Source organism: Bradyrhizobium sp. Bra78 (assembly GCF_024519855.1).
Taxonomy (GTDB): Bacteria; Pseudomonadota; Alphaproteobacteria; order Rhizobiales; family Xanthobacteraceae; genus Bradyrhizobium; species Bradyrhizobium japonicum_G.
Map to the genome: position 1 here is coordinate 220,393 of NZ_JALJRE010000012.1, position 20,744 is coordinate 241,136.

Genomic DNA, 20,744 nt, shown 5'->3' on the forward strand with positions numbered 1-20,744 from the left:
CCCTCAATTCGGCTTTTGGGTCGGCTTGCCGTCGATCTTGGGCAGGTCGCTGGCCGAGGCGGACTGGTCGCCGCCATTGGCCCGGCGGGCCATTTCGACCGTCAGCCGCTCGGCAGCCTCCGGCGACATCAGCCCCATGATGTCCGACATCTTTCGCGGCGCGATCTGCGAGGCGATCTCGATCAGCACGCCCATCTCCAGACGGTCGAACACCCGCGCGGCATCCTTGGGCTTCATGCCCTCATACATGGTCACGAGGCCCTTCATGCGCTGGGCCTCGGCGGCCTTCTGCTCGGCCTGGGTCGCGGAGATGCGGGTTTCCACCGCCTTCATCTCCTCGACCTTGTTTTCGATGCGCTTCTCGGCGGATTTCAACAGGCTCTCGCGGATGTCGATCTCGCGCTGGCGGGCCTCGATCTCCTGGCGGCGCGACTGCAGGCGTTCCAGGATGGCGCGCTCGGAGGCCGAGACCTGCGGCTGGGCTTCCTCCACCTTGACCACGGTGCCTTCGGGCTTGGATTCGGGTGCGGCCGGCTTCGGCGCCTCCTTCGGCGCGCCATGGGTCGAGCCCGTGATATCGGGATCTTCGTGCCCGGTCGGGAAGTTCAGGTTTTCCTGCGCCCAGGATTTCTTGATCTGGCTCGGCTTGTAGTCGAAAACATAGCCGCCATTGATCACGAGGCCCGCGACCTTCAGCGTGGCAAGACCCGCGACGGCAACCAGCACGACCGGAATGACACGAATGTTACGAAAGGACTTCATACCCTGACTTTATGCGGCAAGACCGTTGGATCGTCGGCGCTCGGAGAAGGCTTCGGCCGCAGCCGCCACCGCCTTCGCCGACGAAGGCTTGGCCGCGGGCGCGGCGACCGCTTCCGGGTCCGTCGCGGGGCGCGCGGCGATCGCGATCTTGGACAGGCGCCGCACCACGTTGTCGGCTTCGCCGAGCTGCTTGTAGAGCTGGTCGGACATCTGCGTCGCCGCCGCGAGCTGGCTGCCGAGGTTCTCGTTGACGTCGCGCACGGCGAGCTTCAGCCCGCCGATCGCGCGCTCGGCGATCTCGGTCGCGGTGATCAGCTCGCCGATGACGGCCTTCAGCGAATGCTCGTCCGCCTTCAGCCGCGTCAGCCGCTTGTTGAGCATGACGCAGTAGAAGATCGTCAGCATCAGCAGGATAGCCACCAGCGTCTCGATCGCCATTCCCAGGGAGTGGTTCATGGGGCCTCCATCATCTTGTTCTGCTCGTCCACCTTCTCGAACATCGCAAGTGTCGTACTTGGCTTGCGCAAGGGTTTCGTCACGCGGATGGCGACGCGGTCGCCGACCCGGCCCATCCGTCCCTCGGTCAGCGTGACGTCGCCGCAGCGCACGGTCACGTTGGCGTCCGCGCGCATGTCGAGCGGCAGCGTGTCGCCGACCTTGAGCCGCATCAGCTGCTTGAGCGGGATCTCGGCCTCGTAGAGCACGGCATCGACCGCGATCTCGGCCTGGTTGATCTCGGTGGCGAAATGGCCCTCCCAGATCGTGTCGCGGCCGAATTTTTCGCCCATGAACATCTGGAGCAGGACGCCCCGGATCGGCTCGATGGTCGCGTAAGGCAGCAGCAGCTCGATATTGCCGCCGCGATCTTCCATGTCGATGCGCAGGCGCACCAGGATCGCGGCGTTGGCAGGACGGCTGATCGCGGCGAAACGCGGGTTGGTCTCGAGCCGGTCGATCGTGAAGGTCACCGGCGAGAGCGGCCGGAACGCCTGCTCGGCGTCGGCCAGAACGACCTCGACCAGCCGCTTGACCAGCTCGGTCTCGATCGTGGTGTAGGGCCGGCCCTCGATGCGAAGCTGGCTCGCGCCGCGGCGCCCGCCGAGCAGCACGTCGATCATCGAGTAGATCAGGCTGGAATCGACCACCGCCATGCCGAAGTTTTCCCACTCCTCGGCCTTGAACACCGAGAGCACGGCCGGTAGCGGGATCGAGTTCATGTAGTCGCCGAAGCGCACCGAGGTGATGCGGTCGAGCGAGACTTCGACGTTGTCGGAGGTGAAATTGCGCAAGCTGGTCGTCAGCAACCGCACCAGGCGGTCGAAGACGATTTCGAGCATCGGCAGACGCTCGTAGGAGACCATCGCCGAATCGATGATGGCGCGAATGCCGGAATGGTCGTCCAGCGTGACGTCGCCGACCGTGAAGCCGAGGAGATTGTCGATCTCCTCCTGCGACAGCACCCGTTCGCCGGAATTCTTGCCGGCGCCGAGATCGCGGCTGCCGTCCTCGACCATGGCCGCCCATTGCAGGGCCATGGTCTCGGAGAGTTCGTTTTCGGCAGCAGCCTTCGCGGCCTCGGCGGGATCCTCGGAATCGAGCGAGGCCTCCCACTGGGCGGCAATTGCATCCTGGTCTGGTTGGTCGGTGCCTGCCATGATCCCTAGCCCGTCATGCTCACTGGATCACGACTTCCTTGAACAGCACCGCGCTGACCTGGACCGGCGCCACCGCCGCGTTGACGCGCTTGGTCAGCTCTTCCTTGAGGCGGAAGACGCCGGCGGAGCCGTTGAGGTCGGAGGAGCGCAGCTCGCGCACATAGGTCTGGAAGATGTCGGTGATGCGCGGCATCGTCGGCTTGATCGCCTCGATCTGCTTCTCTTCCTTCAGCTCCAGCACGATCTTGAGCTTGAGATATTGCACGCGCTCGCCCGGCGCGCCGGCGAGGTTGACCATGATGTCGGGAACGTCGACGAAGGCCGGCGGCTTCGGCGGAGGCGCCGCTTCGGCGTGATGCTCGTCGTCGCCGTGACGGAAGAAGAAGAACCAGGTCGCGGCACCGCCGCCGAGGACGGCGAGCAGACCGACGGCCATGATGATGAGCTTGAGCTTGTTCTTCGGCGGAGCGGCTTCCGCGCCTTCGGCGCCTGCGCCGCCTTCCGCTTCATTCTCTGCCATGGTCGCCGCGCTCGTTCATTTCTCAAAGGGATCGAAAGAGCGAAGCCTCCTGGCAGACAATGACGCGATACAAATGCCCCAGCGCAGTGCGCTCCTCTTGCCTGCAAACGCTACGGTAATAATGGTTAACGGAACCTTTCGATTGGGCCTCCGCTAGGAAAAATCTGCCGGGCAAACATGGCTAACAGACCCTTTCTGCCGCCTGCTTTCGCCCTCGAAAAATCAACAAGACATTGAAATAACGTAACTTTCCAGACTGGCACGACTTTCGCTGAGAAAGGGCCGAGACCCAAGGTTTGGGAGAACCCGAGGTCTCGTTCACGGGGTCCGCCAAGGCGCTTGGGAGAGCGAGGCGGCAGATCCCACTCAGGGGAGATTTCCGATGCAGAACGCGCTTCTGATCGGCCTGTCACGGCAGATGACGTTGGAGCGGCAGATGGATGTCATCGCCAACAACGTCGCCAATGCCAATACCAATGGCTTCAAGGCCGACCATTCGCTGTTCGAGGAGTACCTCAACTCGAACGCGCACGAGGACAATTTCGTCGGCTCCGACCGCCGGGTCTCCTATGTGCAGGACCGCGGCACCTTCCGCGACGTCGGCCAGGGACCGATGGAGCCGACCAAGAATCCGCTCGACATGGCGATCAGTGGCGACGCCTATTTCGCGGTGCAGGCCAATGGCGGCGAGCGCTACACCCGCGACGGCAAATTCTCGCTCAACAGCACCGGCCAGCTCGTCACCTCCGACGGCAACCTCGTGCTCGGCACCGCCGGCCCGATCACCTTCCAGCCGACCGACCACGACATCAACGTCGCTCCGGACGGCTCCGTCACGGTGCTCGAAGGCACGGCCAAGACCGACTCGATCCGCGGCAAGATCCGCATGGTGTCGTTCGACGATCCGGCCAGGCTGACCAAGCTCGGCGCCAATCTCTATGCCGCCGGCTCCGCGACCCAGCAGACCGACACCAAGTCCACCGTGCAGCAGGGCTACGTCGAGAAGTCGAACGTGAACTCGGTCGGCGAGATGAGCCGCATGGTCGAAGTCATGCGCAGCTACACCGCCATCGCCAACCTGCTCCAGCAGCAGAGTGACCTCCACAAATCGGCGATCGAGAAACTCGCCGATGTTCCGGCCTGATTGAGGGAGAACTGACATGCAGGCGCTTCACACCGCAGCGACCGGAATGGCGGCACAGGAACTCAACGTTCAGGTGATCTCCAACAACATCGCCAACCTGCGCACCACCGGCTTCAAGAAGCAGACCGCCTCGTTCCAGGACCTGATCTACGAACACGTGCGCCGCGTCGGCGCCCAGTCGTCCGACCAGGGCACTATCCTGCCGGTCGGCGTCGACATCGGCGGCGGCGTCAAGACCGTCGGCACGCCGCGCAGCATGACGCAAGGCACGCTGTCGCAGACCGGCAACGATCTCGACCTCGCGGTCTCGGGCGAAGGCTTCTTCAAGATCCTGATGCCCGACGGCAGCTACCAGTACACCCGCGACGGCACCTTCCAGATGGACAATCAGGGCCGCGTCGTCACCGCGCAGGGCAACCCGGTGCAGCCGACGATCACGATCCCGAACAACGCTTCGGGCCTGACCGTCAACGTGCAGGGCCAGGTCTCGGTGACGCTGCCGGGCTCGTCGACCTCGACCATCCAGGGCCAGATCGGCCTGACCCGCTTCATCAACAAGGCCGGCCTGCAGCCGGTCGGCAACAATCAATTCACCGAGACGCCCTCCTCCGGCCCGCCCCAGGACGGCACCGCGACCGCCGAAGGTTACGGCAACATCACCCAGGGCAGCCTCGAGCAGGCCAATGTCGACGTCGTCTCGGAGATGAGCGACCTGATCGCGGCCCAGCGCGCCTACGAGATGAACGCCAAGGTGATCAGCGCCGCCGACCAGATGATGCAATCGACCACGGCGCTGTTCCGCTGAGGTGATGGCAATGATCCGCACCACCCTCGCCACGATCTCGGCCCTGCTCGCGCTGGCACTGCCCGCACGGGCCGCCGACGATTTCATCGCAACGCCGACGCTGCGCGCGAGCATCACCGTGACCTCGGACGTGGTTCGGGTCGGCGATCTCATCGACAATGCCGGCTCCGCCGCCCTGATCCCGGTCTACCGCTCGCCCGATCTCGGCACCACCGGTGCGCTGTCGGTCGCCCAGGTCCTGAGCGTGCTCCGTGCCAAGCAGGTGATCGGCGTGATGACCGGCGACATCAAGGAGGTCCAGGTCACCCGTCTCGCCCGCACGCTCGCCAACAAGGACCTCGAAAACGCGGTCGCTTCGGCGCTCGAGCACCGCTTCGGCTTTGGCGCCGCCGCCAACATCACGGTCACGTTCGACCGCGGCATTGCCGACATACGGCTGGACGCCTCCAACACCGGCGCGCTCCTGCCGGTCGCAACCCGCTATGACGCCCGCAGCGGCCGTTTCGACATCGCCTTCGAGATCAACAACGACAACAATCAGGCGGCGACCAAGCTGCGCTTCAGCGGCACCGCCATCGAGACGGTGGAAGTGGCCGTGCTGACGCGCGACATCGACCGCGCCGATCTCCTGAAGTCCTCCGACGTTGCCGTGGAGCGCCGGCCGAAGGCCGAGGTCACCGGCGAGGCCGCCTCGCGCGATCGCACGCTCGGCATGCAGCTCCGCCGGCCGATGCGGGCGGGAACGCCGATCCGCGTCGCCGACATCGTCAAGCCCGACTTCGTGCAGCGCGACCAGAGCGTCACCGTGATCTACCAGGTCCCCGGGATCTATCTCACCACCCGCGGCAAGGCGCTAGAGAGCGGCGCCGAGGGCGACACCATCAGCGTGCTCAACCTGCAGACCAAGCGCACCTTAAGCGGCACCGTCACCGCCCGCGGCCAGATCACGGTCCAGGGGGCCAGCCAGTCCGCGCCGATGCCGGCTGCGGTCGAGCAGACTTCCTCGCTCAAGCGCGACGAAGCGCCCGCCCCCATCGACACTGCGGCCCTCGTCCGGAACCTGGTCCAGGCCCCCGCGTCTGCGGCCCAGATCGCCCAAGCCCAGATCCCGCAAGTTCGCGTCTCGCAAGCTCCAGCCAAGTCAGAGTAAGTCATGTCCAGTTTCAGTTCGGCTTTTCGTCCTCGCCGCATCGCGATCTCTGCCCTGCTCCTGGCAATTTGCGCGCTGGCGAGCGGCTGTTCCTCGATCGACCGCCTGTCGCAGATCGGTGAGCAACCGAAGCTGTCGTCGATCGACAATCCGACGGCGCAGCCCGGCTACAAGCCGGTGCAGATGCCGATGCCGAAGCCGGAAGTCGCCTCCTACAATCCGAACTCGTTGTGGCGCAACGGCAGCCGCGCCTTCTTCAAGGACCAGCGCGCCCACCAGATCGGCGATCTCCTCACCGTGACCGTGAACATCACCGACAAGGCCAACCTCTCCAACGAGACCCAGCGCAGCCGCACCAATTCGGAAGATTCCGGCATCACCGACTTCATCGGCGCCAAGACCCTCGGCGCGCAGGCGCAGAAGGTGCTGCCCGGCCGTATCCTCACCGCCGACTCCACCGCCTCCAGCGACGGCAAGGGCTCGGTCAACCGCCAGGAAGCGTTGCAGACCAACGTCGCCGCGGTCGTCACCCAGGTGCTGCCGAACGGCAACCTCGTGGTCGAAGGCAAGCAGGAGATCCGCGTCAACTACGAGATCCGCGAACTCGTCGTCGCCGGCATCGTCCGCCCCGAAGACATCCAGAGCGACAACACCATCGATTCCACCAAGATCGCGCAGGCCCGCATCGCCTATGGCGGCCGCGGCCAGATCATGGACGTGCAGCAACCGCGCTACGGCCAGCAAGTCATGGACGTGCTGCTGCCCTTCTAGCCTTCTCCCGAGCTCCCACATCGTGTTCGCGAACCTAGGCGCGGACGACGATGTACGACGCGGCCCTCGCTAGCTCCCCTGGCGAGGGCCGCATGTATTTTCTGGCGCGCGTTGCGCTCGCAAAGACGACGGAGAGAGCTCACGTGAACTCCGCCTCCACCACGCCCAGCCCGTCCAGCTCCATCCGGACGTTGTCGCCTGCCTTCAGCCACAGCGTCTTGACCAGGCTTCCAGTGAGCACGAGCTGGCCCGCGTGAAGACCCTTGCCTTCGGCGGCGAGGTGGTTGGCGAGCCAGGCGAGGGCGTTGTGGGGATGGCCGAGCACGTCGGCGCCGGTGCCGTGGCTGACCTCCTCGCCGTTGACGATGGCGCGGCCCTTGACCGATTTCAGGTCCGGCACCGACGAGCGCTGTACGGACGGCCCCAGCACGCAGCCGGCGGCGAAGAAGTCGTCGGCGATCAGCGTCGGCGCGCCCATCGTCTCCCATTTCACGTAGCGGTCGTCGACGATCTCGATCGCGGGATGATAGGCCTCGACCGCCTCGCCGACCCATTCGGCCGTGAACGGCGCCTCGCCGGCGGCGAGGTCGCGCTTGAGCCGCACCCCGATCTCGCATTCGACGCCGACGCGGACGTAGTTGGAGGCGGCGAGCTTGACGCCGCTGTCGTGCACGCCCTTTTGGAACACGCCGCCGCCGCAGGGGTGCGGGATGCCGATATAGTCCTGCATCACCCGGCTGGTGCAGCCGATCTTGTAGCCGACCAGCGGGCCGAAATTCTTCAGCAAGAGATCATGCAGCGCGCGCTGGACCTGGTAGCCCTCGGCTTCGTCGGCGGGCGGACGGTCCAGCGCTGCAAGCGGCGCATGGTTGCGGCGCGCCAGCGCGATCGCCTTTGCGGCTTCGAGAATGTTGTCCATCGGCGCCGCCTCCCACGCATTACAATCGAGGGAGGCACTTCAGCATCCCCGCCGGGGCGTGACAAGCGCGGCCGGCGTGTGCGCTCACGCCTTGACGAGGCCGAGCCGGATCAGGCTCTCGGCCGTCGCGAGGATGGCCGCGTCGTTGGAACGGGCCTGCCAGCCCAGCAGCGACCTCGCCTTGGCACTGGTGGAGCGGCGCACCCTGCCGAGCATGGGCACGACCGCCCGCAACAGCGCAATCCGGTTCGCAGCCAGCCGCACCAGCCAGTCCGGCGCCTGGAGCCGCGGAACCCGGCGTGCGGCCGGCCCGAGTTCCCGCCGCAACACCCTGACGATGTCGAGGATCGACATCGTCTCGCCGGAGACCGCGATGAACCGCTCGCCCTTCGCCTGCGGCGCCGTCATCGCCCGCAAATGGAGGTCGGCGACGTCGCGCACGTCGACGACGCCGAAATAGACCCGCGGCACCGCCGGCATGGCGCCGTCGAGCAGCGATTTGACGATCTCGATCGAGCCGGAGAAGTCCGGCCCGAGCACGGGACCGAAAATGCCGGCGGGATTGACGACCGACAGCTCGAGGCCTGCGCCCTCGCGCGCGACGAAATCCCAGGCCGCCTGCTCGGCCAGCGTCTTGGATTTGACGTAGGGCTGCACGTCGGCGCCGTCGAGATTGGTCCAGTCGGTCTCGTCGAACGGTTTTTCGCGCGGCGGATAGCCGTAGCCGATCGCGCCCAGCGACGAGGTGATGACGACCCGCCTGACGCCGGCCTCGCGCGCGGCGCGCAGCACCCGCAGCGTGCCGTCGCGGGCCGGGATGATCATCTCGTTCTCGTCCTTGGGGACAATGGTCGACAGCGGCGAGGCGACGTGGAGCACGTAGTCACAGCCGGCGACCGCCTCGCGCCAGCCCTCGTCTGCCGTGAGGTCGGCGGTGAAGAAGGACAGACCATCGGGTGCGACCGCCCCGCCTTCGCGCAGCATCGCCAGCACATCGGCTTGCCGGTCCGGCCGACGCACAGTCGTCCGCACATCATGGCCGGCGGCGAGAAGCTGCAGGACGACATGGACGCCGACGAAGCCGGATCCGCCGGTGACCAGAACGGTGCTCATTGCCAATTCCCCTCTTGGGCAGGCCGGCGATTGGTTCTGCCCCTGCTCAAGGCCGCATCTGGCCACTATTTCCCGAGGGAACAAGTAGAATGGATTTCGAGACCGGTATGGAAAACCTGACCAGCACTTGCGAGGGCGACTGTGATTGCAGCCCCGACCCTGCCCTGCTCGCCGACTTCAAGCGGGCCATCCGTGCCCTCGGCGGCAAATGGAAGCTGGAGATCCTGTTCGCGCTGATGAACGGCGCGGTCCGGTTCGGTGCCTTGCGCCGATCGATCGGCGGCATCACCCAGCACATGCTGACCACACAACTGCGCGAGCTCGAGCAGGATGGATTGGTGTCGCGAACCGCCTTCGCGGAGAAGCCGTTGCGGGTTGAGTACGAGCTGACGGATGCGGCTTACGGCCTGCTGCCGGCGTTTAAGGAAATATTGAGCTGGTCTAGGCTTTATGGGGATGCACGCCTTGCAGCGTCGCATGAAGCCTGATTGCAGCGACGTGTGAAGCCGCTGCATCAGTGTGTCAGCATCCGGGACGATCTCGTTGATGCGACTCGCAAAACCTCCCGCACCTGAAGTGAAGGCTGTTTCTCATCCGAACTCACGTGAGCTCGGAGGAGTTGAGTCTAGCCCATTGATCACGATTCACTTTTCGCGATTGCTGCCGCGCGTCGAAGCGCGCGGCGGCAAGCGACAGGCAACATGCTGGTCACGGCGCGAAGCGGCACCTTGGGTCCAAAAACAAAGAGCCGCATCGCTGCGGCCCGGACTCTATTCGTCGCGATAGACCTTCTCGCGTTTCTCGTGGCGCTCCTGCGCTTCCACCGAGAGCGTCGCGATGGGCCGGGCCTCGAGCCGCTTCAAAGAGATCGGCTCGCCGGTGTCCTCGCAATAGCCGTAGGTGTTGTCCTCGATGCGCTGGAGCGCGGCGTCGATCTTGGCGATCAACTTGCGCTGGCGGTCGCGGGCGCGGAGTTCGATCGCGCGGTCGGTTTCGGACGATGCCCGATCGGCGAGATCGGGGTGGTTCACGTTCTCCTCCTGCAAGGCTTGCAGGGTGAGCTTGGACTCTTTGAGGATCTCATCCTTCCAGGCAAGGAGCTTCAAACGGAAGTACTCCTTCTGCCGGTCGTTCATGAAAGGCTCTTTTTCGGTCGGTCGGTAGTTTTTCAACTTTTCCAAGGGCGGCCTATCTGTCTAAGCAACGACTCGCACACGGACCGGGGTCCGCTGAGCGGGGCCTTATATAGCGGCCTCCTGTGACAGACAATATTTCCTTAATCGCTCGGTTACCGCCCCCAAACCCTTGCACAGGAAGGTTTATCCGCAAGGGCCCGGGAGCGGCCGAGAACTCAGTAGCCGACCGTGAAACGCTGCCTCAAATGGGCCGGCCGCTCGATCTCGTCGGCAAGGGCAATGGCGTAGTCGGCGAAGCTGATCCAGCTCTTCCCGCTCGCATCTGCGAGAAGCTGGTCAGTCCCGAGCCGGAACTTGCCGGTCCGTTCCCCCTCGACGAACAAGGCGGATGGCGAGATGAAGGTCCAGTTCAGGCCCTTTTCCTGCCGCAACAGATCGAGAAAGGCCGAACCGGCCTCGGCCTCAGCCTTGTATTGGGTGGGAAAACCGGGAGTTGTGACCAACTTTACCCCCGGAGCGACCTCGAGGCTGCCAGCCCCACCGACGACGAGGTAGCGACCGATCCTGGACTCCTTCGCCGCACCGATCAGCTTGAGCGCGTCGCTGGCGAGGAAGTGCACGGAACTCACGGCGACGTCATGCCCGGCCCACAGCTTCGCGAGGCCGGCCTGATCGAGTACATCCCCCTTGGTGGGAGTGACATTCGGCAGCGCCGCGATCTTCTCGGGGTTGCGCGCGATGGCCGTGACCGCATGGCCGCGGCTGGACAGTTCCTTGGTGATCTCCGACCCGGCCCGGCCCGATGCGCCGGCGATTGCGATTTTCATGGAAGGCTCCTTTGCTTCTGTGGTAACTGTCGGTGACTAGATATCGCAAAGAATGCTGGTGTTAAGAGAGCACTTTGTGCTTACCTGATTACGCAGGAGTGACCGGCGGCGACAAAGGATCGTGAGGACCCGACGATGAAGCCAGACGTCTACGCAGCGAATTGCCCGACCCGACAGATCCTCGACCGCGTCGGCGACAAATGGGCGGTGCTGATCTTGCTGCTGCTGCGCGAGGAGCCGATGCGGTTCAATCAGTTGCGGCGCACGATTGAAGGCATTTCGCAGAAGATGCTGAGCCAGGTTCTCAAGTCGCTCGAACGCGACGGATTGATCAAGCGCCACGCCATCGCGACCGTGCCAGTGACGGTGGAATATTCGATCACGCAGCTTGGCATAACGCTCGCCGCCGCGGTCGATCCGCTGCGCGATTGGGCCGAGCGGAACCTGAAGGACGTGCTCGCCGCCCAGCGCCGCTACGACGGGCAGCAGAAGGATGAAGCAGCTTAGGCTGCGCGGAGCGACGGATAACGATTAGGCCTGACCGGCCTTCGCCAGCTCGACCTCGACGCGCAGCTCGATCTCGGACAGCACGGAATCGAGACCGGGGTCTCCGGAGGACGATTTCAGGTTCGCCGCAGCGTCACGCAGCCGCATCACGGTCGACCCATCCAGCTTGCCGGAAAGCAGGCTCATCTTGAGATCGTCGAGCACGTCGAGCGCGGTCTTGCCGCGCGCGACCGAACGCTTGCGACGCTCGACCGGATCTTCCTCGATGCCTTGCAGCGCGAGCAGCCCGTCGATGTTGGCGGCGGCCTTCGGCGCGGCAGCGCCCCGCGTCTCCTGCGCCGAGGCGGCGTCGGGCAGCACGAAGGTGCCGGAGCTCGTCCGCCTGGCCTGGCTGGCCGGCGTTCCAAGCGTGGTGCCGTTCGGTCCGTAGATGCGCATCGCAGCAATCCGGGTGATCGATGCGCCACATTCGCCGTCTTATGGTTAACGGCCCGTAAACAGCCCGGCAAAATCTGCCGACAGGCGGCAGTTTCGCTCCTCACGGCGAACGTCTGCTGACACCGGTCGAAACAGATTTATTCAACCTATTCAACCGCCTAACTCCCCTGCCCCGCGTTGGCACAGCCCTCGCAAGGAAAGCGTCGGACCAGCTCGTCATGGGGGTGTCGGGATTGGTCCGAGATTTGAGGAGCCTCGGGGAGCAGAGGATGCCAGGCGTTCGTTGGGTGAGGATTGTTGGGGTGGCCTGCGCCGCGCTGTCAGCGCTGGCGCTGTCGGTCGCGCCCGCGGCTGCGACCTCGCGCATCAAGGATCTCGCCAACATCGAAGGCGTGCGGCAGAACCAGCTCATCGGCTACGGCCTCGTCGTCGGCCTCAACGGCACCGGCGACACCCTCAACAACATCCCCTTCACCAAGCAGTCGCTGCAAGCGATGCTCGAGCGCATGGGCGTCAACATCCGCGGCGCCACCATCCGCACCGGCAACGTCGCCGCCGTGATGGTCACGGGCAATCTGCCGGCCTTCGCCACCCAGGGCACGCGCATGGACGTCACCGTGTCCGCGCTCGGCGACGCCAAGAACCTCCAGGGCGGTACCCTGCTCGTGACCCCGCTGCTTGGCGCCGACGGCAACGTCTACGCGGTGGCGCAGGGCTCACTCGCGATCTCCGGATTTCAGGCCGAAGGCGAGGCAGCCAAGATCGTGCGCGGCGTTCCGACCGTGGGGCGCATCGCCAACGGTGCCATCATCGAGCGCGAGATCGAATTCGCGCTCAACCGGCTGCCGAACGTGCGCCTGGCGCTGCGCAATGCCGACTTCACCACCGCCAAGCGCATCGCGGCGGCGATCAACGACTATCTCGGTGTCAAGAGCGCCGAGCCGATCGATCCCTCGACGGTGCAGCTATCGATCCCGCCGGAGTTCAAGGGCAACGTCGTCGCCTTCCTCACCGAGATCGAGCAGCTCCAGGTCGATCCCGATCTCGCCGCCAAGATCATCATCGACGAACGGAGCGGCATCATCGTGATGGGCCGCGACGTCCGCGTCGCGACCGTCGCGGTCGCGCAAGGAAACCTCACCGTCACGATCTCCGAGAGCCCCCAGGTCAGCCAGCCCAACCCGCTGTCGCGGGGCCGCACCGTGGTCGCGCCGCGCAGCAGCGTCACCGTCACCGAGGACGGCAAGAAGCTGGCCTTGGTCAAGGACGGCGTCTCGCTCCAGCAGCTCGTCGACGGCCTCAACGGGCTCGGCATCGGCCCGCGCGACCTCATCAGCATCCTCCAGGCGATCAAGGCCGCCGGCGCGATCGAAGCCGACATCGAGGTGATGTGATGCAGACAGGCATGATCAACACCCCGCACGTCGTCAGCTCGGCCTTCTCGGTGGAGAGCCGCAACGGCCGCCCCGACTTCGAGCTCGCCGCCGCACTCCAAAAGGTCTCGCCGAAGCAGCAGGCCAAGGCGCAGAAGACCGCCACCGATTTCGAGGCGATGTTCCTCAACAGCATGTTCTCGCAGATGACCTCGGGCCTGAAGGGCGAAGGCCCGTTCGGCGACACGCCGGGCACCGGCGTGTGGCGCTCGATGCTGACCGAGCAATATTCCAAGAACTTCGCCAACGCCGGCGGCGTCGGCATCGCCACCGAAGTCTATCGCACCCTCATCACGCAGCAGGCGAAAACGATCCGCAGGGCATAAGGTCAAACGAAATGAACCATTTCAGCGCCTCGCGTCAGCCGATGCCAGCCCATCGCCCGAACACCGCGCCCGGCAGCGCCGAGGCGCGCAAGCTCGCCGAAGACCTGATGGACGCGATGAACGCCCTGCTCGGCCTGATCGAGCGCGAGACCGAGCTCGTGCGCGCCGGCAAGGTCCGCGAGGCGATGGCCTTCGAGAGCAAGAAGCAGGAGATGTCGCGCAACTATGTCGGCGCCGTCAGCCAGCTGAAGGCGAACCAGCCCCAGCTTGCGAAATCCGCGCCCGAACTGCTCGCGACGCTGCATAGGCACCACGATGCGTTCCGCGCGATGCTCCAGGTCAACCTCACCGTGCTCGCAACCGCTCACGCGGTCTCGGAGAGCGTCGTGCGCGGCGTCAATGCCGAGATCCAGAAGCGCAACGTGCCGAACACCTACACGGCTTCAGGGCGCCGCGCCGCTCCGGGCCCGCGCCACATCACGCCGCTCGCGGTCAGCCGCTCGCTCTGAGCGCGCAGGAAAAATCGACAATTTTACGAAAAACCGCGCGGCAATATCGCCGCGCGGTTAGGCACGTTTCCTTACCGGGTCTTCAATCCTGGTGTTCCATGGTTGCGTATTGAGAGGGGTTGGGATTTGACTCACGTGAGGCAACCAGGAGGCTGCCATGAGTACAGATTTCAGCATCAGGCCGGTGGGGATACCGGCCCCCGTGCAGATCGTGACGACGTCGAATGCGGCGGCGAACGAGGCCGTGCAAACTGATTTGCCGGTGAGCCAGACAGTGGCCGCCGGTGAGGCGAGCGCGCCTGCGCGCAATGATTTCCAGCGCAACGAGAACGTCTCACGCCAGGTCGTGTTCGACCAGGCGGCCGCGTCTTTCGTCTTCCAGGTGGTCAACGACAGGACCGACGCGGTGGTCAACCAGTTCCCCGACGAAGCGATGCTGCGCCGGCGGGCCTATTTCCATGCAGAAGATCTGAAGTCGCAGCCCTCGCGTCCGCTCAACACGGACCGCAGCGCCTGACCGTCAGGCGTCGAGCGTCGCGACGGCCGTATCGAGATAGGTCGAGCCGGTCGCGGGATCGGTGACGACGTTCTTGACCTGCGCCTTCCCGATATCCGTCAGCGTGAACTTGGTGTTGCCGAAGCGGAACGAGCCGTCCTTGATCAGCACCTGCTGATACTGCGAGGTATCGGCGCTCTGATAGTGGATCTGCGCGCGAAATCCGTCGACCTGCGAGACGTTGAGGGAAAACGACTTGCCGTCGGGATATTTGCCGCTCCAGCTGCCCTGATAGAGCGTGGAATCCACTGCGACGTATTTCGACGAGCCCGAGGTGCTCGACAGCACGTTCGACTTATACGCGGTCGACAGGATGCTCATGATGTCGGCCATGACGGGCTTCCATCACGGACGGCCGGACAGGCCGGCGGCGATATTGCGGTTGATCTCGATCAGCGGACGGAAGTGATCGAACTGCGGGCTCATCTGCAGCGCGGCGGTCTGGCTCAGCACGAACACGCTGATGTTGGCGATCTTCTGCCGGACGTCGAGCGGCTGCGGATTGTTGTCGCGCATGGCCTCGCTCAGGAAGATCGTCCAGAGCTTGCGATTGAACATCAGGGCCTGCGTGGTCTGCTCGCTGAAGGGGTCGGCGTTGTTCACCGCGTCCTGGAGCTTGTTCGCGGCCTTGAGCAGGGTCTGCGCCTCGATGTCGCGAGGAGATGCGGTGGTCGTTGCAACACGCGCGTAGGCCGAGGCAGCGGAATTCGACATCAATCACACCTTGGAGGTTACCTAGCCCGTTGAACGCGCTTAAGGATTTCTTTCCCGACCCTAGGCAGCACCGCTTAAGATTTGCTTACGTGTGTGCTTGGAAGCACTCCGGATTATTACGGGTTACGGAGTTCTTCGTCGACGCGAAGCTAGATGCGCATGCGCACGCTGTAAACACGTCTCGCGTGACGTACATCAATCTCAGCTAATCCTGCCTTAGCGATCTCAGTAAAAAGAACGGCGGAGCGTTAGCCCCGCCGCGTTGTCTCGAGTAGCGATCTTGCGCCGCGAGATTAGCGGAGCAGCTGCAGCACGCTCTGCTGCGACTGGTTGGCCAGCGACAGCGCTGACACCGCGATCGACTGTCGGGTCGACAGCGCCTGGCTGTTGGCCGCTTCCTCGTTGGTGTCGGCGAGCGTCAGGTTGGACGAGCCGGTCTGCAGAACATTGATCAGGTTCTTGGAGAAATCCTGACGTACCTGCACGATCGAGAGGTTCGAACCGAGCGCCGAACCTTCCGAGCGCAGCGTGCTCGAGGCCGCGTTCAGGCTGGTCAGCACCCTGTTGGTCGCGCCGTTGTCGATGAAGTCGACGCCGTTGACGAGGTTGCTGAGGCCGAGGCCGGCCGCGTTGAACACCACGCCGTTGATGCCGAGCGTGGAGCTGCCGGTTTCGTTGAAGACGAGCTTCAGCGTGTCGCCGTTGAGCAGGTTGACGCCGTTGAAGGACGAGTCCTGCGACGTCGTGTCGATCTGCGCCAGGATGTTGTTGAACTGGTTGACGAGGTTCGAGCGCGCGGTCTGCGCGACCGGATCCTGGACCGGCGGCTGCGCCGTGGTGAAGGCCAGAACACCGGTGATGGTGCCGCCGACCGTGCCGCCGGCGGTCGTCGAACCGAGCGTCGAGGAGGCGTATTCGTTCACGGTGGTCACCGTCAGCACGCCATTGGCGTCGATCGTCGCGGTCAGGTGGTTCGCCTGAAGCTGCGCGTTGAGCTGGTCCAGCGTCTTGACGGTGCCGTTGGTGCCGTCGCCGAAGGTGACGTTCACCGGCGTTCCGCCATTGAAGGAGGTGAAGGTCAGTGTCTTGCCGCTGACGCCGCCAACACCGGAGGTGCGCGCCGCGGTGAAGGCTGTCGCCGTCCCCGTGTTGCCGCTGAGGCCGAATGCGTTGAGGGCATTGCCGGTGCCGGTGATCGAGAGATCGGCGTTGACGCCGGTGGAGAGCGCAAGCTGGCCGCTGCTGTTGACCGACGACGGGATCTGGCCGGACGTGGTCGAGAGGGTAGCCGCACCATTGAAGATGCTGGCGGTCTTGACGCCGGTAGCAAGGTCGATCGAGTTGAGCAGGTCGGTCAGCGTCGCGCTCTGGATATAGACGGTCGAATTGCCGTTGCCGTCGGTGACGATATTGCCGTTGACACCACCCGACGTCACGCTGGCCGCCGACTGGGGCGTCTGGGCGTTCTTGAAGGTGATGGTATGGCCGTCGATGTTCAGCGTCGAGCCGTCCTGAACGAGAGAGCCGAGCGAGCCGGCGGTCGTCGACCGGTTTGCGGTCACGCTCGCATTGCCCGCGCCGGTCGCTGCGGTCAGACCGAGCTTGTTGAGGAAGTCTGCCTTGCCCGTCACGCTCAGATCGGCGCCGGTCGAGCTCTTCAGCGTAACTGCGCCCGCCGTGATGGACGATGCCACCTGAAGCGTGCCGACGGGACCGGCCGCACCGCTGACCGCGATTGTCGCCGCCCCCGCACTGATCGTCGCGGTTTTGACGCCGCTGGCGAGGTCGATCGCGCTGAGGACGTCGTTGACGGTCGCCCCGGGGGCAGCCGCCGTTCCCTCATAGACGATCGAATTGCCGTTGCCGTCGGTGGCGATGTGTCCGCTGGCGTCGAGGCCCCAGCCGGTCGGCTGCGTGGTCGGAGCGATGCCGGTGCGGAAGGTGATGGTCTTGCCGTTGACCGTGATGGTGTCGCCGTCCGCGGGCGGCGTGCTGAAGGTGGCCGATGTCGTGGTACCGAGCAGCGTGGCAGTGCCGGACAATGCGGTGGTGCCGTCGGCAGCGGTCACTGCCGTACCGGTAAAGGTGCCTGCATTCGAGCCCAGCGAGGCGCCGAGCGCGGCAGTTCCGGTCACCGGAGTCACGCCACCGGGTGCGCCGGTGTAGAGCACGTTGCTGTTGGCGGTCGCGCTCGCATAGGAGGTCGTGCCGCGCAAATCGGCGGGCGTCGCACCGGGAATCGTGGTGGAGACGTTCGACTTGGTGGAATAGCCGACCGTGGTCTGCAGCGCCTGGTTGGCGATCGATTTCGCGCTGTCGATCAGCTTCTGCAACGAGGTGATGCCGGTGTTGGCGGCCTGGAGCACCTGCACACCGTTGTTGATGCCGTCGAGCAGGTTGCTGATGTCGCTCGCCCGGTTGTCCAGCCCCTGCGCCGTGAAGAAGTTGGTGGGGTTGTCGAGCGCCGTGTTGACCTTTTTGCCGGTCGACAGCCGTTCCTGCGTCGTGGCCAGCAAGTCGGCCGTCGACTGCAGCGACAACAGGTTCTGGCGAACTGACGCCGAGAGAACGATGTTGGACATTGGCGAGTCTTCCTCTTGAACCGGATACGAATCGGCCGCGCGGGTCTGGAAAGCGGGCTTTTGTCCAGTCTTAGAGGCTGTCCTTTAAAGTATGGTTAACGCCGGTTTAAGGGATAGGGTTAATGGCCGGTGAAAGCCCCTGCCCGCCTCCGGACACAAAAAGAGCGGCGGGGCAAATGGCCCCGCCGCTCGGATTTATTCAGTAGTTTCAGCTTCTTATTAGCGGAGCAGCTGAAGCACGCTCTGCTGCGACTGGTTGGCCAGCGACAGCGCGGAGACCGCGATCGACTGCCGGGTCGACAGTGCCTGGCTGTTCGCCGCCTCGACGTTGGTGTCGGCCAGGGTCAGGTTGGACGAACCGGTCTGCAGCACGTTGATCAGGTTCTTGTTGAAGTCCTGACGGATCTGCACCACCGAGAGGTTCGAGCCGAGGCTCGAGGCCTCCGAGCGCAGCGTGCTCGAGGCGGCGTTCAGGTTGGTCAGCACCCTGTTGGCGGCAGCGTTGTCGATGAAGTCGACGCCGACAGTCAGCGAGGCGAGGCCGAGACCCTTGGAGTTGTAGGTGACGCCGGTGATGTTCAGGCTCGACTTGCCGGTCTCGTCGAACACCAGCTTGAGCTGGTCGCCGTTCAAGAGGTTGACGCCGTTGAACGAGGAGTCCTGCGAGGTCGTGTCGATCTGGTTCAGGATGTTGTTGTACTGGGACACCAGGTTCGCGCGGGCCGTCTGCGCAACGCCATCCTGGACGGGGTTGGAAGCCGTCGAGAACGTGAGCGCCGAGGTGAGCGTACCGCCGATCGCACCGCCGGCGGTCGTCGAGCCGAGCGTCGAAGACGCGTAGTCGTTGGACGCGGTGATGGTCAGCAGGCCATTGGCGTCGATCGTTGCAGCCAGGTTGTTGGCCTGAAGCTTGGTGTTGAGCTGATCGAGCGTCTTGATCGTCCCGTTGGTGCCGTCGCCAAAGGTGACGTTGACGGCCGTGCCGCCATTGAAGGAGGAGAAGGTCAAGGTCTTGCCGGCAATGCCGCCGATGCCCGAAGTGCGGGCCGCGGTGAACGCGGTCGCGTTGCCGGTATTGCCCGCGAGGCCGAATACATTCAGCGCATTGCCGGTGCCGGTGATCGACAGATCGGCGTTGATGCCGGTCGAAAGTTTGAGCTGGCCGGACGTGTTGATTGTCGAGTTCGACTGACCGGTGGCGGTCGCAAGCGTCGCAGTGCCGTTGGCGTTGATCGTCGCGGTCTGCACGCCGGTGGCAAGGTCGATCGCCTTCAGCACGTCGGCAACCGTGCCGGCCTGCAGATAGACGGTCGAGTTGCCGTTGCCGTCGGTGAGGACGTTACCGCTTGCACCGTAACCGCTCGGAACGCTCGGAGCACCGGTCGATCCCGGGATCGGCGCGTTCTTGAAGGTGATGACGTGACCGTCGACGTTCAGCGTCGAGCCGTCGGCGATCGTCGCACCCAGCGAGGCCGCGCTCGTGGTCCGTTCGACGTTGACGGTGGCATTGCCTGCACCCGTGGACGTCGTCAGGGCGAGAGCCTTGAGCAGGTCGGCCTTGCCGGTGACGCTCAGATCCGCACCCGTCGAGCTCTTCAGCGTGACGGCGCCACCAGCAGCGGTCGAAGCGGTCTGGCCGACGCTCGTGGCGATCGTCGCAGCGCCCGCACTGATGGACACCGTCTTGACGCCGCTGGCAAGATCGATTGCGGTCAAGAGATCGTTGACGTTCGCAGCCGGGGTGCCCGCGGTGCCGAGATACACGGTGGTGTTGCCGTTGCCGTCGGTGACGAGGTTGCCGCTGACGCCCGAGCCGGACGCAACTGCGGTCGATGCCGGAGCAGAGCCCGTACGGAAGGTGATGGTCTTGCCGTTGACGGTCAGCGTGTCGCCGTCGGCAGGCTGGGCGTTGCCGAGCAGGCCGGTCGCGGTCGTGCCGTTGGTGGCGATCAGGGTGATGGTGCCGGCCAGGGCGGTGGTGCCGTCACCGGCCGTTGCGCCGGTGCTTGCAAAAGAGCCGATGGTGGCGCCGAGCGTCGTGGTGCCGGTCGCCGCCGTCGTGCCGCCGGCCGTGCCGTTATACAGCACGTTGCTGCTCGCGGTCGCGCTGGCAAAGGAGGTCGTCCCGCGCAGGTCGGCCGCCGTCGCACCCGCGATCGTGGTGGAGACGTTGGACTTGGTGGAATAGCCGACGGTGGTCTGCAGCGCCTGGTTGGCGATCGACTTGGCGCTGTCGATCAGCTTCTGCAGCGAGGTCAGGCCGGTGTTGGCAGCCTGCAGCACCTGGACGCCGTTGGCGATACCGTCGAGCAGATTGTTGATGTCGCTGGCGCGGTTGTCGAGCGACTGTGCGGTGAAGAAGTTGGTGGGATTGTCCAGGGCCGAGTTGACGCTCTTGCCGGTCGACAGACGGTTCTGGGTCGTGGCGAGGAGGTCGGCGGTGGACTGGAGCGAGAGCAGGTTCTGGCGAACCGACGCAGAGAGAACAATACCGGACATGACTTTTACCCTTCTGGCTTACGCGTCTTCGTTCGATCGCTTCGGATCGAGTGACGGGGCCAGCGTGCCGCGACATGGCTAACAAAGGGTGAAACGGCTCTGGTTCGCATAAACGCCGGTTCACCATAAGCCGGTCGGACGCGTCGATTGGCGCCGCAATCAGCCTGAAATCACTCGCGATTTTTTCCGCTTACTCCCCATTAACCATAACCGCTGGTTACTTTTTCGATCCGCCTCCGCTCCCCGAATACCTGCAGGCGGACAAAAAAAGCGGCGGGGCCGAAGCCCCGCCGCCCTATCCTGCTAGCGATGTGCGCCGCTTGTTAGCGGAGCAGCTGGAGCACGCTCTGCTGCGACTGGTTGGCCAGCGACAGCGCG

The 20,744-nt window shown here is 64.7% G+C and carries 23 protein-coding genes; 10 read left to right on the forward strand and 13 right to left on the reverse strand.

What is annotated here, in order from left to right:
• Positions 1-3: 3 nt before the first annotated feature.
• Genes OC450_RS25790 through fliL form a run of 4 tightly spaced genes read right to left on the reverse strand, consistent with a single transcriptional unit; the run spans position 4 to position 2,937 of the window.
• Positions 4-762, reverse strand: coding sequence for a MotE family protein (locus tag OC450_RS25790; protein ID WP_211385330.1), 759 nt, complete (start codon positions 760-762; stop codon positions 4-6).
• 9 nt (positions 763-771) lie between these two features.
• A complete protein-coding gene (locus OC450_RS25795; RefSeq protein WP_211385331.1) occupies positions 772-1,218 on the reverse strand; it encodes a DUF6468 domain-containing protein in 447 nt (148 codons plus the stop codon).
• Complete coding sequence (gene fliM, locus OC450_RS25800; RefSeq protein ID WP_211385332.1) at positions 1,215-2,417, reverse strand: flagellar motor switch protein FliM; 1,203 nt, start codon at positions 2,415-2,417, stop codon at positions 1,215-1,217. Before fliM ends, OC450_RS25795 begins: the two co-directional genes overlap by 4 nt.
• A gap of 19 nt (positions 2,418-2,436) precedes the next feature.
• Positions 2,437-2,937: a flagellar basal body-associated protein FliL gene (gene fliL / locus OC450_RS25805; protein WP_211385333.1), complete on the reverse strand. Its 501-nt coding sequence runs from the start codon at positions 2,935-2,937 to the stop codon at positions 2,437-2,439.
• A 382-nt stretch (positions 2,938-3,319) separates the two neighbouring features.
• On the opposite strand from fliL, the gene flgF reads away from it, so the two are divergent.
• Genes flgF through flgH form a run of 4 tightly spaced genes read left to right on the forward strand, consistent with a single transcriptional unit; the run spans position 3,320 to position 6,807 of the window.
• Positions 3,320-4,081 carry a flagellar basal-body rod protein FlgF gene (flgF, locus tag OC450_RS25810; protein ID WP_211385334.1) on the forward strand — a complete coding sequence of 254 codons (762 nt, stop codon included), beginning with the start codon at positions 3,320-3,322 and terminating at the stop codon, positions 4,079-4,081.
• 16 nt (positions 4,082-4,097) lie between these two features.
• Positions 4,098-4,886 carry a flagellar basal-body rod protein FlgG gene (gene flgG, locus OC450_RS25815; RefSeq protein WP_211385335.1) on the forward strand — a complete coding sequence of 263 codons (789 nt, stop codon included), beginning with the start codon at positions 4,098-4,100 and terminating at the stop codon, positions 4,884-4,886.
• Between the two features lie 10 nt (positions 4,887-4,896).
• The gene (flgA, locus tag OC450_RS25820) at positions 4,897-6,036 is read left to right on the forward strand and encodes a flagellar basal body P-ring formation chaperone FlgA (protein ID WP_262048902.1); all 1,140 of its coding nucleotides are present in this window, start codon (positions 4,897-4,899) and stop codon (positions 6,034-6,036) included.
• 3 nt (positions 6,037-6,039) lie between these two features.
• On the forward strand, positions 6,040-6,807 hold the full coding sequence (gene flgH / locus OC450_RS25825) for a flagellar basal body L-ring protein FlgH (RefSeq protein ID WP_211385337.1): 768 nt from the start codon (positions 6,040-6,042) through the stop codon (positions 6,805-6,807).
• Positions 6,808-6,946: 139 nt separating this feature from the next.
• On the opposite strand, the gene OC450_RS25830 is transcribed toward flgH, so the two are convergent.
• Positions 6,947-7,726, reverse strand: a complete 780-nt coding sequence (locus OC450_RS25830) for a 2-keto-4-pentenoate hydratase (RefSeq protein WP_211385338.1) — start codon at positions 7,724-7,726, stop codon at positions 6,947-6,949.
• An 84-nt stretch (positions 7,727-7,810) separates the two neighbouring features.
• Positions 7,811-8,839, reverse strand: coding sequence for an SDR family oxidoreductase (locus tag OC450_RS25835; protein ID WP_262048903.1), 1,029 nt, complete (start codon positions 8,837-8,839; stop codon positions 7,811-7,813).
• A gap of 89 nt (positions 8,840-8,928) precedes the next feature.
• Between OC450_RS25835 and OC450_RS25840 the strand changes: the two genes are divergently transcribed.
• Complete coding sequence (locus OC450_RS25840; protein WP_211385340.1) at positions 8,929-9,327, forward strand: winged helix-turn-helix transcriptional regulator; 399 nt, start codon at positions 8,929-8,931, stop codon at positions 9,325-9,327.
• Positions 9,328-9,609: 282 nt separating this feature from the next.
• Here the strand turns inward: OC450_RS25840 and dksA are convergent, their stop codons facing one another.
• Together dksA and OC450_RS25850 are read right to left on the reverse strand one after the other, a co-directional pair.
• Positions 9,610-9,975 carry an RNA polymerase-binding protein DksA gene (gene dksA, locus OC450_RS25845; protein ID WP_008554760.1) on the reverse strand — a complete coding sequence of 122 codons (366 nt, stop codon included), beginning with the start codon at positions 9,973-9,975 and terminating at the stop codon, positions 9,610-9,612.
• A gap of 215 nt (positions 9,976-10,190) precedes the next feature.
• Positions 10,191-10,802, reverse strand: a complete 612-nt coding sequence (locus OC450_RS25850; protein WP_211385341.1) for an NAD(P)-dependent oxidoreductase — start codon at positions 10,800-10,802, stop codon at positions 10,191-10,193.
• A 135-nt stretch (positions 10,803-10,937) separates the two neighbouring features.
• On the opposite strand from OC450_RS25850, the gene OC450_RS25855 reads away from it, so the two are divergent.
• On the forward strand, positions 10,938-11,309 hold the full coding sequence (locus OC450_RS25855; protein ID WP_211385342.1) for a winged helix-turn-helix transcriptional regulator: 372 nt from the start codon (positions 10,938-10,940) through the stop codon (positions 11,307-11,309).
• A 24-nt stretch (positions 11,310-11,333) separates the two neighbouring features.
• Here the strand turns inward: OC450_RS25855 and OC450_RS25860 are convergent, their stop codons facing one another.
• Positions 11,334-11,747, reverse strand: a complete 414-nt coding sequence (locus OC450_RS25860; protein ID WP_211385343.1) for a flagellar assembly protein FliX — start codon at positions 11,745-11,747, stop codon at positions 11,334-11,336.
• A 269-nt stretch (positions 11,748-12,016) separates the two neighbouring features.
• Here OC450_RS25860 and OC450_RS25865 point away from each other — a divergent pair, with 269 nt between their 5' ends.
• The 4 genes from OC450_RS25865 to OC450_RS25880 all read left to right on the forward strand — a co-directional run bounded on the left by OC450_RS25865 (position 12,017) and on the right by OC450_RS25880 (position 14,532).
• Positions 12,017-13,141, forward strand: coding sequence for a flagellar basal body P-ring protein FlgI (locus OC450_RS25865; protein WP_211385344.1), 1,125 nt, complete (start codon positions 12,017-12,019; stop codon positions 13,139-13,141).
• The gene (flgJ, locus tag OC450_RS25870; protein WP_262048904.1) at positions 13,141-13,506 is read left to right on the forward strand and encodes a flagellar assembly peptidoglycan hydrolase FlgJ; all 366 of its coding nucleotides are present in this window, start codon (positions 13,141-13,143) and stop codon (positions 13,504-13,506) included. Before OC450_RS25865 ends, flgJ begins: the two co-directional genes overlap by 1 nt.
• Before the next feature lie 11 nt (positions 13,507-13,517).
• On the forward strand, positions 13,518-14,015 hold the full coding sequence (locus tag OC450_RS25875) for a hypothetical protein (RefSeq protein WP_211385346.1): 498 nt from the start codon (positions 13,518-13,520) through the stop codon (positions 14,013-14,015).
• Positions 14,016-14,172: 157 nt separating this feature from the next.
• A complete protein-coding gene (locus tag OC450_RS25880; protein ID WP_211385347.1) occupies positions 14,173-14,532 on the forward strand; it encodes a hypothetical protein in 360 nt (119 codons plus the stop codon).
• Positions 14,533-14,535: 3 nt separating this feature from the next.
• Here the strand turns inward: OC450_RS25880 and OC450_RS25885 are convergent, their stop codons facing one another.
• The 4 genes from OC450_RS25885 to OC450_RS25900 all read right to left on the reverse strand — a co-directional run bounded on the left by OC450_RS25885 (position 14,536) and on the right by OC450_RS25900 (position 20,366).
• Positions 14,536-14,904 carry a hypothetical protein gene (locus tag OC450_RS25885; protein WP_211385348.1) on the reverse strand — a complete coding sequence of 123 codons (369 nt, stop codon included), beginning with the start codon at positions 14,902-14,904 and terminating at the stop codon, positions 14,536-14,538.
• Between the two features lie 12 nt (positions 14,905-14,916).
• Positions 14,917-15,285, reverse strand: a complete 369-nt coding sequence (gene flaF, locus OC450_RS25890; RefSeq protein ID WP_194481793.1) for a flagellar biosynthesis regulator FlaF — start codon at positions 15,283-15,285, stop codon at positions 14,917-14,919.
• A gap of 293 nt (positions 15,286-15,578) precedes the next feature.
• The gene (locus OC450_RS25895; protein ID WP_211385349.1) at positions 15,579-17,867 is read right to left on the reverse strand and encodes a DUF1522 domain-containing protein; all 2,289 of its coding nucleotides are present in this window, start codon (positions 17,865-17,867) and stop codon (positions 15,579-15,581) included.
• A 219-nt stretch (positions 17,868-18,086) separates the two neighbouring features.
• A complete protein-coding gene (locus OC450_RS25900; RefSeq protein ID WP_256808153.1) occupies positions 18,087-20,366 on the reverse strand; it encodes a DUF1522 domain-containing protein in 2,280 nt (759 codons plus the stop codon).
• Positions 20,367-20,744 lie beyond the last annotated feature (378 nt).

What these genes read in the sequence shown, in the direction of transcription:
- OC450_RS25790 (WP_211385330.1), bottom strand. Translation starts at nt 762, where the DNA reads ATGAAGTCCTTTCGTAACATTCGTGTCATTCCGGTCGTGCTGGTTGCC.
- OC450_RS25795 (WP_211385331.1), bottom strand. Translation starts at nt 1,218, where the DNA reads ATGAACCACTCCCTGGGAATGGCGATCGAGACGCTGGTGGCTATCCTG.
- fliM (WP_211385332.1), bottom strand. Translation starts at nt 2,417, where the DNA reads ATGGCAGGCACCGACCAACCAGACCAGGATGCAATTGCCGCCCAGTGG.
- fliL (WP_211385333.1), bottom strand. Translation starts at nt 2,937, where the DNA reads ATGGCAGAGAATGAAGCGGAAGGCGGCGCAGGCGCCGAAGGCGCGGAA.
- flgF (WP_211385334.1), top strand. Translation starts at nt 3,320, where the DNA reads ATGCAGAACGCGCTTCTGATCGGCCTGTCACGGCAGATGACGTTGGAG.
- flgG (WP_211385335.1), top strand. Translation starts at nt 4,098, where the DNA reads ATGCAGGCGCTTCACACCGCAGCGACCGGAATGGCGGCACAGGAACTC.
- flgA (WP_262048902.1), top strand. Translation starts at nt 4,897, where the DNA reads ATGATCCGCACCACCCTCGCCACGATCTCGGCCCTGCTCGCGCTGGCA.
- flgH (WP_211385337.1), top strand. Translation starts at nt 6,040, where the DNA reads ATGTCCAGTTTCAGTTCGGCTTTTCGTCCTCGCCGCATCGCGATCTCT.
- OC450_RS25830 (WP_211385338.1), bottom strand. Translation starts at nt 7,726, where the DNA reads ATGGACAACATTCTCGAAGCCGCAAAGGCGATCGCGCTGGCGCGCCGC.
- OC450_RS25835 (WP_262048903.1), bottom strand. Translation starts at nt 8,839, where the DNA reads ATGAGCACCGTTCTGGTCACCGGCGGATCCGGCTTCGTCGGCGTCCAT.
- OC450_RS25840 (WP_211385340.1), top strand. Translation starts at nt 8,929, where the DNA reads ATGGATTTCGAGACCGGTATGGAAAACCTGACCAGCACTTGCGAGGGC.
- dksA (WP_008554760.1), bottom strand. Translation starts at nt 9,975, where the DNA reads ATGAACGACCGGCAGAAGGAGTACTTCCGTTTGAAGCTCCTTGCCTGG.
- OC450_RS25850 (WP_211385341.1), bottom strand. Translation starts at nt 10,802, where the DNA reads ATGAAAATCGCAATCGCCGGCGCATCGGGCCGGGCCGGGTCGGAGATC.
- OC450_RS25855 (WP_211385342.1), top strand. Translation starts at nt 10,938, where the DNA reads ATGAAGCCAGACGTCTACGCAGCGAATTGCCCGACCCGACAGATCCTC.
- OC450_RS25860 (WP_211385343.1), bottom strand. Translation starts at nt 11,747, where the DNA reads ATGCGCATCTACGGACCGAACGGCACCACGCTTGGAACGCCGGCCAGC.
- OC450_RS25865 (WP_211385344.1), top strand. Translation starts at nt 12,017, where the DNA reads ATGCCAGGCGTTCGTTGGGTGAGGATTGTTGGGGTGGCCTGCGCCGCG.
- flgJ (WP_262048904.1), top strand. Translation starts at nt 13,141, where the DNA reads ATGCAGACAGGCATGATCAACACCCCGCACGTCGTCAGCTCGGCCTTC.
- OC450_RS25875 (WP_211385346.1), top strand. Translation starts at nt 13,518, where the DNA reads ATGAACCATTTCAGCGCCTCGCGTCAGCCGATGCCAGCCCATCGCCCG.
- OC450_RS25880 (WP_211385347.1), top strand. Translation starts at nt 14,173, where the DNA reads ATGAGTACAGATTTCAGCATCAGGCCGGTGGGGATACCGGCCCCCGTG.
- OC450_RS25885 (WP_211385348.1), bottom strand. Translation starts at nt 14,904, where the DNA reads ATGGCCGACATCATGAGCATCCTGTCGACCGCGTATAAGTCGAACGTG.
- flaF (WP_194481793.1), bottom strand. Translation starts at nt 15,285, where the DNA reads ATGTCGAATTCCGCTGCCTCGGCCTACGCGCGTGTTGCAACGACCACC.
- OC450_RS25895 (WP_211385349.1), bottom strand. Translation starts at nt 17,867, where the DNA reads ATGTCCAACATCGTTCTCTCGGCGTCAGTTCGCCAGAACCTGTTGTCG.
- OC450_RS25900 (WP_256808153.1), bottom strand. Translation starts at nt 20,366, where the DNA reads ATGTCCGGTATTGTTCTCTCTGCGTCGGTTCGCCAGAACCTGCTCTCG.